4 protein-coding genes and 2 pseudogenes are annotated in these 10896 nt (G+C 38.5%); 5 read left to right on the forward strand and 1 reads right to left on the reverse strand.

What is annotated here, in order from left to right:
- The 5 genes and pseudogenes from G4P69_RS33360 to G4P69_RS39675 form a co-directional block, all read left to right on the forward strand.
- Nucleotides 1-378 (forward strand): DUF1822 family protein (locus G4P69_RS33360; RefSeq protein WP_208354110.1); only part of this gene is annotated, 378 nt, incomplete at its 5' end.
- A gap of 97 nt (nt 379-475) precedes the next feature.
- Entirely contained in the window at nt 476-2725 is a 2250-nt protein-coding gene (locus G4P69_RS33365) for a caspase family protein (RefSeq protein ID WP_208338894.1), read from the forward strand.
- Nucleotides 2726-2743: 18 nt separating this feature from the next.
- Entirely contained in the window at nt 2744-4672 is a 1929-nt protein-coding gene (locus tag G4P69_RS33370) for a hypothetical protein (RefSeq protein ID WP_208338895.1), read from the forward strand.
- Complete coding sequence (locus G4P69_RS33375; protein ID WP_208338896.1) at nt 4669-8334, forward strand: hypothetical protein; 3666 nt, start codon at nt 4669-4671, stop codon at nt 8332-8334. The genes G4P69_RS33370 and G4P69_RS33375 overlap by 4 nt, the downstream gene beginning before the upstream one ends.
- Nucleotides 8335-10477: 2143 nt before the next feature.
- Nucleotides 10478-10756, forward strand: a pseudogene (locus G4P69_RS39675) (CHAT domain-containing protein); the annotation flags it as partial.
- Nucleotides 10757-10769: 13 nt separating this feature from the next.
- On the opposite strand, the pseudogene G4P69_RS39680 reads toward G4P69_RS39675, so the two are convergent.
- Nucleotides 10770-10896, reverse strand: a pseudogene (locus G4P69_RS39680) (asparaginase); the annotation flags it as partial.

The raw sequence follows: 10896 nt of genomic DNA on the forward strand, positions 1-10896 counted from the left end.
TGGGAGTTATCTGTTGCAAGGTATGTCGCAAAGGATATTCCGCCAGTGAATGCGACTGAAGAAGAAGTAGGTGCAGCAAAAATTATTCGCTTATACCATGTTTCACAACCAGTTTTGTTAATTATTCAGCAAAGACGATTAAGGCAGGATCAACTTGAAATCATCTTACGACTTTACCCAGCTAGCGAATCGATCTTCTTACTAGATGGGGTCAAGATGACATTACTAGATGATCAAGATAACCCAATTCCTCAACTTGAAAAACAAGCAAGAGCAAGTAACTGGTTGCAACTTAGATTTAGAGGTGATGTAGGAGATAAGTTTAGTTTGAAAATCAGTATGGGAGAAGATAGTGTCACTGAGAAATTTGTTATTTAGTTAATAATTTTTGTGATTCTATACCTTGTTATTTTCAACTTTGTAGAAAAAATGTATTTGGGAAAATTTTGATTAAAGTCTAGTACGGTATAAATTTATGAGCCGCAGTATTTACGCTTTAATAGTTGGAATTGATCATTATAAGTCTCCTGGAATTACTCCTCTAAAAGGATGCGTTAATGATGTTATCGCGATTGATGAGTTTTTAAGAAAACGGGTTGCAAGTAATGGCGATAATTTATACATCAAGAAACTGATAAATCACGAAGCAACTCGTCAAGCAATTATTACTACTTTTCGAGAACACCTGGGTCAAGCTAAGAACAACGATATCGCACTATTTTACTACAGTGGACACGGTTCTCAAGAAGTAGCTGCACAAGAATTTTGGTATTTAGAACCCGACCATTTGAATGAAACTTTAGTCTGTTGGGATAGCCGAACAGATGATGTTTGGGATTTAGCTGATAAAGAAATTGCCAAATTAATAGCAGAAGTTTCTCAAAATAATCCGCACATTGTTCTAATTTTCGATTCTTGTCACTCTGGTGGAGGAACACGCGGGGAGAAGAATTATATAGGTGTACGTTCGATTGAGAATGATTTGAGGGAACGTCCACTTTCTAGCTTTATCTTTTCCGAAGAAGAAATTAATAACTTACGTTCTGGTAGTTTCTCTCTACCGAAGGGAGAATACATATTCTTAGCTGCTTGTCGAGACAATGAAAAAGCTAAAGAACACTGTACTCTAAATCAGAGGAGAGGAGCGTTCTCTTACTTTTTACTTGATAGTCTGCTACACAATAGCAGTTTGACTTATCGAGATTTGTTCAAACGGACTAATGCTTTAGTACGCAGTTTTTATCCAAAACAATCGCCACAAATTGAAGCAACAAATTTAAGTTACTTAGACCAGCCTTTTTTAGGAGGTGCAATTGTTAAAAAACATCTGTACTTTACAGTTATTTACGAGGGATTCAACGGTTGGAGTATTGATGGGGGTGCCGTTCATGGGATTATTTATAGTAACCGAACTGAAAAGACAAGATTAGCTATTTTCCCTATTGATGTAGTTGATACCAACCAGTTACAAAATGCAATTGCTGTGGCAGAAATTACTGAAGTGCTACCACAGTTAAGTAAAATTAATATCTCAGGGGAAAGAGAAGAATTAAATCCACAACTGATCTACAAAGCTGTCATAACTAGTCAACCTTTATCCCCGTTGAAAGTTTATCTTGAAGGAAAAGAAAGTGGGATTAACTTTGCACGTCAAGCCATCCAAAAAGCTAGTTTTGGGGCAAGTCCTTCACTTTATATCTATGAAGTATCCGATTATATCGATGCGGATTTTGAGTTATCGGCTTTGGATGATGAATATACCATCTTTCGTGTGAGTGATCGTCGTCAAATAATATACCCAATTCCAGGATTTACCTTAGAAAGCGCTCAACAAGCAATTCAGGCTTTAGAACATATTGCTCGATGGATAAATATTGCCACTTTATCGAGTCCTGCAAACAGTTTGATTCAAGCTAATGCGGTGCTGATGCAGGTTTATCAACAAAATTTAGAGATTCAAGATTACCAAATTTCTTTGCAGTACGAAGTTTATGAAGATAAATTACGACCTCCCGCAATCCGGATTAAATTAACTAATACAAGTAACAAAACACTTTACTGTGTTTTACTAAACTTAACTGAACGTTACGCGGTTGAGGCTATTCCTTTTGCTGGAGATCAAACTGGAATTTGGCTCGAACCAGGACAAGAAGCTTGGGCTTTTGAAGGAAAAAACATTTGTATTTCTATCCCTCAGAATATTTTGAAACAGAAAATAAAAGAATATAAAGATATTCTTAAGCTGATTGTAAGTACTAATGAATTTGATGGTAAGTTGTTGAAACAAGATAGTATTGAAACAATTTACACACGTTCATTAAATAATGTTAACTTACAGCCACGAGCGATAGTTTCCTGCGAGAACGAGTCCCAAAATCCTGAAACATGGAATGATTGGTTCACCAGTGAAATTATGATCACAACTACGGCACCTCAAAGAATCAATTTTCCTAAACCTTCTCATTATGAAAAACCAATTCAAAAGCTAGATGCATCAGATTCAAGTAAGGCATCAAGCAAAAATGTGGTTCATGTGAACCTGTTTAAAAAAAGTAAAACTCTTATGTTTTTATTGCTTGCATTGACAGCCGTATTTCTGATGAGTTCTTTAATAGGTTGGCAAAAATCAAAAGACAAACAAAAAACATCCTATTATTTTTCTTATAAAGATTTGGAAAAAACTAAAGACATACAAACACACATTTCAACTTTTGATCAAACATAACCTAAAGGGCTGCTTTTCATGGTTACACGTTCATATCATCCCCAAGACCGAATCTTTTCTATCATCTCAGAAAATCCGTACACACAAAATTCCGAACAAGCCAAATTAACTGCTGACCAACAAGCTGCTTGTAATCTTTTAGCGATCGCAAGGCAAACATCTTCTCGTTCCCATACTGACGCTCTTGGTCAATTTGGGAGTTTATTGCATCAGCATGAACTCGCGATAGAAGCAGAATTGAAATCAAAGTGCCAACGGGCTGATTTTTACTGGCGACAGGTACAAATTGAGTTCAAGACATTAGCAAAACAAGATGAAGTATGGCAAAAGATAGCATTAGCTGTAGCAAGTCATCCTGAAGCAACAGTGATGAATGACCCACCACAATTACGTCAGCGATTGCTAGATGAATTATTTATCGATACTCACTGTGCTTTTTATAACGGGCTGATAGGGAAAATAATAAAACCCTCTTGGAAAGAGCGTGCTTTTGTTCATATTGATTATATAGAGCAGTGGTTTAAAATATCTGGTGTATCTGGTGAGGAAGTGAGATCGCTCCTAGGAGAAGCTTGGCAAAAGCGAATCGATGCTTGTAAAGAAGCTAAAAAATGGCGGCTAGCAATTAATTACTGCCAAGCCAGGCTGAACTACTTAACCAATGATATTAAGTTTCAAGGTGAACTGGTAGAAATTCATTACTTAGCGACTTTGGCAAAATACAGGGAGGGTGTAAACACTGCAGTAGAACACCATCAAAACGCTAAAATCTTGCACTATGGGATCAAAGAGTTAGAAAAATACCTCAAGCATTATCCTTACAATCAGATTATTTTTCTACGGCTTAGTCGTTTATACCACTTGCGGGCAGTTAGTTTAAAATACAATAGCCAACTGTCTGAGTCACTCCTCTGTGTCCAGAAGGCACTCACCTACAATCCCTTCGAGCCGAAAGTTTACAGAACTCGCCACGATCTAATGGAAATGATGAGTCAATGGCAAGAGCAGATGAACCAATTGCTCGTGGACATTAGACATGGTCTACCAGTAAACCCCAAAGAGCAACAGTGGCAAATTGAAGCCAAAAAAGGCTTTGCACCAATGAACAACTATATTGATTCGCAAGAAGCAACGAAAACTGCAACAGCTTTTCAGACGGCGCAAGCAGCTTATCTTTGGTATTCTATTGGTCTACCAGAACCTGTTGATGGCTGGGCTGAGTCGGTTGATGGGGTTATGTATACATCTAATGGCAAAACAAAGCCAATTCAATCTACTAGTAAATTAACAACAACAGCACTCCAATTATTGGAGGCAGTTAACAGTATACTGAAACAGCCTCCCAAGACAAATGCAGAAGTCCCAAATGCTTGGCAAAAGGTAGTTGAGAGTAAACCAGATTTGGCTTTGTTAAATGCTACGCAAATCTGTAGCTACATAGAACACAGTTTATTTGGGGAAGGGGAACATTGCGTTTTGATAACACCTCCCGCACAACACTCGGAAACTATCCCTATCCTCACGCCGACATCTAGACGGTTCCAAATTAGTACAGAACCTTTTATTCCGTGGTTGCTAAGTTCCCAAGACAAACGTATTAAGTTACAAGCAGTAATTGCAAGCGTGTTGGTAGTTGTGACTGCTTGGATTGTGGTTCGAGAAAAAACCACGGTCACAACGCGAGAAAATGCTTATCAAACGATCCTGGTGGCGAAGCAAGCACAAAACGATGAAGCAGTGCTAAAAGCTTCTAAAGAATTTTTTAGCAACACATCTGTTTTTCACAAAGATCAACGGACTCCCCAGGTAATAGAAATTTACGAAGAGTCCTTGGTTCGTTGGTTTGCTCAACAACCACAGGCGCAACTTAAACAAACAGACCAAGAATATTTAGAACTCTATAAAGAATTACAGAAAACAGCGATCGCACAGGAGAAACAGTCATGAGTACCAGAAAAATTGTTGAGTTGTTAAGCTTTACTCTTCTTATTGCATCCCCCGTAGCTTTGGGAGTTGTGTACGCTCAGACCAGTGCACCTCGATCTGTCGCACAAACAACACAATTCACAACTGAGAAAAATTTTCCCCTAAATAAACCTCAAGTCATCAACTTTGAACCAAATCAAGGCTTTAATAAGTTGACGGAACGTCAAAAATTAGACCAATTACGCGATTGGTTATTAATAACAGTTCTATCTGGTAAAGGACTTAATAGCGAAAAAATTAACCAGAGTATTTATGACCTTCCGACAGTCCGCTATGATTTCATGAGTCCAGTTGCCAATTTTGAGTATGGTACTACTCGCTCTCGCTACATTGGTGATGGTAAAGTAGTTGCTCTTGTGCTAAAGGGTACTAAACCTGAACAACGCGTGGATGACCTTGCCCATATTGCTGACCTTCATCGCAAAGACCAAGGTGAAAAGCCGCAAATTATTGAGGTATTTGAATACGAAATTACCTCAGACAAACAGTCTGCCATTATCACCAGAAGTGATAATATAACTGCTGCCAAAATATTTAGCAGTGATTATGGCTATTACGAAACTACTATTGAGAACCAGAACGACCTGCAAAATTTTCTGAGCAAGGTGGATGACATTACCTTTGCCCAAGTTACATCTCCTCATTCCTATAGCAGCAGTCTTACTATAGGTGGACGAAAAATTCATAACGTAAAACCTGAAGACATTAACAAAAATGATATCAAATTGGGTGAGATAGCTACACTTTGGCAATCGGAACGTAAAATCGATAAAAAATTGGCACTATTTCAGCGCGAATTAGCAGAAAATTTAAAAAATCTACCTGATTTTGAACAAGAAAAAGAAATTGAAAAAGCTTACGCGAAAGGACGTAGAGAGGGGCTAGTAAATGGTAGTGGTTTTTCTCTGGATTGGGACTACAACTATCCTGGATTACAAAAAGCTTTAGATGAAGTCACTCCATTACTACAATATTTTAAGGTAAATAGTCAACCGCTTATTAGCAAGCAAGAAATCCAAAAAGTAAAACAGGAACTTCAACAAACAAAACCAGGAATGCCCAAGGAGAAGATAGTTGGATATTTACAATTAACTGAGAAAATAAGAAAGTTTTTCCAGACACCTGAATACTCTAAAATTTATAGAGAAGGAGATCTTGCAAAAAAAATAAAGCAAGAGATTGAGCCAGAAAAGCAAAGGCTCTATCAGGAAGAAACAAATGAAACCAACCAATACAAGCAGCAACTTAGAACGCAAATTGACACTGATCTTACATCTGCCCAAAAATCAGGTAAAACAAAAGAAGAAATTGATTTGATATATCAAAAAATAATCATTGAAAAGAATCAGCAATTACAGCAAATACAGAAAAAGATTAAGAGTCAGAAGGATAAAGAATGGGAAGACATTTTTCGGGCAAAATTTGAACAAGAGTTATCACCATTGAAAAATTTTCTAGAGGCAGATAGAACTCAGGGTTTTCAATATGCTCGTTACGATGGTGATTTTTTGCGGGGAACAGAAGTTGGCATGACTCTGTTCTATACCGACTTATTAATGAAACTTTGGGACTTCAATTTTGAAAATTCTACAATTGAAACAGGTATTAAAGATTTCCAGCCTGAAACCAGAATAGCTATTTCATCAATTTATAAGCAAGAATTTGAAGATTTATCTTATACTCGGTTATGGCTAGGACCAAATGATAAGGGATTTCAGGTGGCACATCAGGGTAACAATCTGATTTTTGCTCGCAATGCGACGCAAGTTTATGCTGCTTCATCTAACCCTTTGAAACCAGGTATAGAAGAACCTGCTGGTGCTAGTGTCAGCGCTTTTCTATCGTGGTGGAATAATCACTACGAAGAAGTTGCTCGATTTGAGCCGCAATATCAACGGCTCAATCAAATTATGAAATGGAGCTTAGTCATTAACTGGCTTAATGATTCAGGACAGAGCAATACTTTGGAATTTTTAGAAAAAGTAAATGTTAAACCCGATAACTGGTTCCCTGATTGGGTGAAAAAGCAAGGCGATCGTTTGAAATTCCGACGATGGGAAAAAATAAAATTTCTACCTAAAAATTACAAAGGTACAAAGACAGAAGCTTTAAGTTTAGTGAAATCAGAAGAATTTGCTAGATTTGGCAAAAAACAACAATATTTTTATGGAGGAGTCTCTCTCGCTAGAAGAGGTATGTTTCGAAATCGGACTCCTTTAAGTGAGACCATTGAACTTAACAAACCTAGTTTCAGATCTTACATCAACTATGATTCTGTAAAAGTTCAGCCCAACAACTTAGAATTCAAAACTTTAAATGGTACAACATACAGACTAAAACCTATAAGTAAAAACGTTAGCAAAACTATAGTTGAAGTAAAATCAGAGACCAAACTCCGCAGTCCCAATACAGAACTTACGAATCAACCATTTGCCAGTAGCATTACCAAATTACCAAACGGAATAAAGTTAGAAAACGCCATCAACGATAATGGATTTAGTAACTTGAATGTAACTAAAACGCACAATGGTTTTAAAGTTCAATTTGAAAGTCGTGAAATAGACGCTGGCTATCAATTGGCTTCGAACCTTAGTACGGCAAAAAGTAATCCTCTAGATATTCTTAAGGGTAAGGAAAATGTTGCCCAAATTAGGTATTCCCCATCCCAACCAAATCATTATTACGTTAAATTTTCTGATTCTTCAGGATGGGTTAAGTTCAGTGAACGGTCAGCGGGGGGAACTGGTAAACCGCCTACCCCTCCGACAAAAGGGCTGATGGCTGTTGCAGAACCAGAAGATGGTGCGCGCATTTTTCATCTCGAATCCTTAAAGGAAGAGCAGGTATTGCAGGAAACAAAAGGATTTCAAGAATTTTCTGGCAGAGGAGCAAATCCTCAAGAACACTTTAATCCTCATCAAGAAGCTCAAAGGCTTGTTGAAGACCCAACAAGGTATATTCTGGCAGAGAAAATAGACTTAGGACTGCAAACTCAAAAGATTGATGCAGCGCTCAAAAGTGGTAATTATACCAAAGCCTCGAACTTAATTGACAAAGCAATTAAGTTGCATGGTCAAGACCCAGACTTGATGATGCGTCAAGCATTAGTGGACATACACCAAGGAAAACTTAATTTACAAATCATTACTCTTGAAGGGGCTAAACCAGCTGTTGGGAATTTCTTCGACGAAATCAGTAAACTTAACTTCCACGCAATTGAGACTGATACAGAATTTATTTACGTCCAAGACTCTCCTGGCTTAAATAACCTAGATTTTAAGGGCGGAGTAGCAAAAAGTGTTGGTTCTGGTTCGGGAGTGAGAGCTTATCAACTCAAACCAGGAAAAATTGGTGATGTAAATATTGGTCGTACAGGCTTCGGGGATGTTGGCGCTTCCAGCAACCCTTCCACTCAATATAAAGGCAATAATATTGCCAATTCCTTAAGGTTTCGATTCAATAATAATTCTCAAGGCTTTTCGCCTGATGGCAAATGTGAGAAACAGGACGAAAAAGACCAGAATAAAAATACGAACTGTTGTCCAAAACAAGGGGAGAATAAAAATAATGAATGTATTCTAGAAAAACCTGTTTATGTAGTAACGAAATCTGACACTATCTGAAGCCGGAATACGAATAAGGAAGAACAAAGAAAGATTCTTCCTTATTTTTTATAGATAGCAAATATACATTTATTATTATAAACAATGAGGTGATATTTTGTCATACGATTCTTTTGATGAACTCAATGCTGCTTTTGAAGTAGCACAAACAAAATGGCGTGATGGTGATTTATTAGGTGCCTATGATGATTTACACCAAATTTTTACCTACCGTCTCCTACATTCGGAGTTGATCGATGCAGATTTAAAAGTCATCTTGTCACTTGCTGATCTAGCCGGGGTATTAGGTGAATTTCAGGTAGCAGATAATTTGCTTTGTGGTGCTGTTGGTTTATACGAAAAGGCAAACAGCGAATCTTCTGCTGACTATACACGCTTAAGACGAATTCAACTTTGTACAGATAGGGGGAGTTTACACCAAGCACAAAACTTATTGCAAGAAATGGCTCCTCGGATTGGTAATATTAATAACATTGAATTTTCGTTAACAGGGTTATCGCAATGGGAAACGCGTTGCTTTTGGCGAGATAGCAATCCAGAAGACCGAATAGTATTGTTTGCTGAATTATACTTAGCAATGGGACGGTTGTTGGCTGCTTTGGGACAATATGGTGAGGCTCTTGTTGCTTTGCGCCAAGGTTTGTTTCATTCTCAAGGGGAGAAAGTACCTTCTTTAGCACAGCAAACCGTACTACCACTCAAGTTGGCGATCGCCTCCGCTCTGATTGAAAAAGGAAACCTTGACGATGCAGATACTTACCTTTCCCATTTGCAAGAGCAACTCAATCAGAAAGAACACCCAGAATATTTTATCCATTGGTTAGAGCTATCTGGCAAACTCCATCTGTTGTGGGGAAACTTGGGTGCAGGATTAAAGCAATTTCGGCGAGTTCAAGAAACATGTCGTCAACTTCGTTCACAACGCGCAGTATTGCGTTCTAACCTTAATCTTGCCCATATTTTAATTCTCCTCAACCAAACCAGCACAGCCCGCGATTATTTAGCAGACACTCAAATTAATGCCTCTACCATTGGTGATAAAGCTTTATTATCGCGGGTAGAATTATTACTACAACTTTGCGATGCCCGTAGTCGTTCCCTTGTAGGAGCTAGTCCCGTTGAACTCTCAGTCTTAGAGATGCGTAAAAAAAGACACAAAAGTGAAACCATAGCACAAGTACAAGAAAGACTAGACCTATCAACTCAATCTCCTAATTATTTGGCTTGGTTCGAAGACCGTGCGTTAGCTTTTCAATCGCAGTTGAGCAACCTTAACCTAAACACTGCAGGCGATCTACTTGAACACATTAAACGAGTCTTTAAGTGTACTGATTCCCATCTTGTTAAAGTACAAATACGGATACTAGAAGGCATATTTGCTTACTACCAAGGCACAGAAAAAAACAGCCTTGCTAAGATTCATCAAGCGCACCAAATTTTAGAGGAAGTCTCTCCTCAATTAGAGTCCATAAGTTTAAAACCAGAACTTTGGCAAGTACAACGGATTTTAATTTGGTGTCGTACAAGGTTAAACTATCCACTCCCCGAAATAGAAGCTTTAACAGCATCCACAAATCAGTTACTCGAACAAATAACCTCATCCCTGACACCAGAAGACCAAGTATTTTATCTACTAAATAAATGGACAGCAGATGAAGAATACATTGCTGCACGGATTAATCAGTTAGAGCGTTTGCAAGACCGACTTAAAACAGGTGCTTTTTGGCTACGTCCATGGCGACGTTTGCAGTTGATGAGAAAGCTGAATGCTTTAGTCGAACATATTGATAGATACAAGGATGCTTTAGCAAAGCGTACAATCAAAGCCGACACTGCGGAAGTGAAAATTCTACCCTCTGAATCACTTTGGCTGCGCCTTCTTACACACCCCAAAAACCGAGTTACTCTGACATTTCTGATTCTACCTGATCGCGTCCTAGTAGTGATCACAGGGCGACTTCTGTTTGATTTTCGCGTTATTCCCACGACCCGTCTCGCAGTACGTAATCTTGTGCAGGTCTGGTACAAAAATATCGAGGGTATTAACAGAAATCGAGACCTGATGCTGATAGACAATCCTGATTCTGAACAAAAGAAGCGAGATATGAATCCGGTGGAACACGATATTGATTATCAAGCGCAGATGACATCGGTAACGCAAGTGGCGCAGGATGTCACTGATAAATTGGCACAAATCTTAGAAATTCCGCAATTGCTTAAGAATCTACCCAAGCACGTTCGCGCCCTCACGATTGTACCCGATGATATCTTACACGGCTTTCCCTTTGCTGCTATACGCTACAAGGGTAAATACTTGATTAGGCATTATGCTCTTTCCATCGCTTATGAATCTAAAAGCCAAGGGTTAAAACCAACCTCAACTTCTTTGCAAAAACAAGCTCTAGTGGTTGGTATATCAAAAGGCAGTAGGAGTGGGGAGTTAGGCGCATTAGTTCGGTGTCAAATTCCCCTTCTCCTGCAACTAGGACTGGGTAATTGGTCATGGCGCGGACAATGCGCTCTAAATCTAAATTGCTCCTAGAAGCTAGCTGAGCGTATAGC

The sequence above is a fragment of the Aetokthonos hydrillicola CCALA 1050 genome, assembly GCF_017591665.1.
Lineage (GTDB): Bacteria > Cyanobacteriota > Cyanobacteriia > Cyanobacteriales > Nostocaceae > Aetokthonos > Aetokthonos hydrillicola.

What these genes read in the sequence shown, in the direction of transcription:
- G4P69_RS33365 (WP_208338894.1), top strand. Translation starts at nt 476, where the DNA reads ATGAGCCGCAGTATTTACGCTTTAATAGTTGGAATTGATCATTATAAG.
- G4P69_RS33370 (WP_208338895.1), top strand. Translation starts at nt 2,744, where the DNA reads ATGGTTACACGTTCATATCATCCCCAAGACCGAATCTTTTCTATCATC.
- G4P69_RS33375 (WP_208338896.1), top strand. Translation starts at nt 4,669, where the DNA reads ATGAGTACCAGAAAAATTGTTGAGTTGTTAAGCTTTACTCTTCTTATT.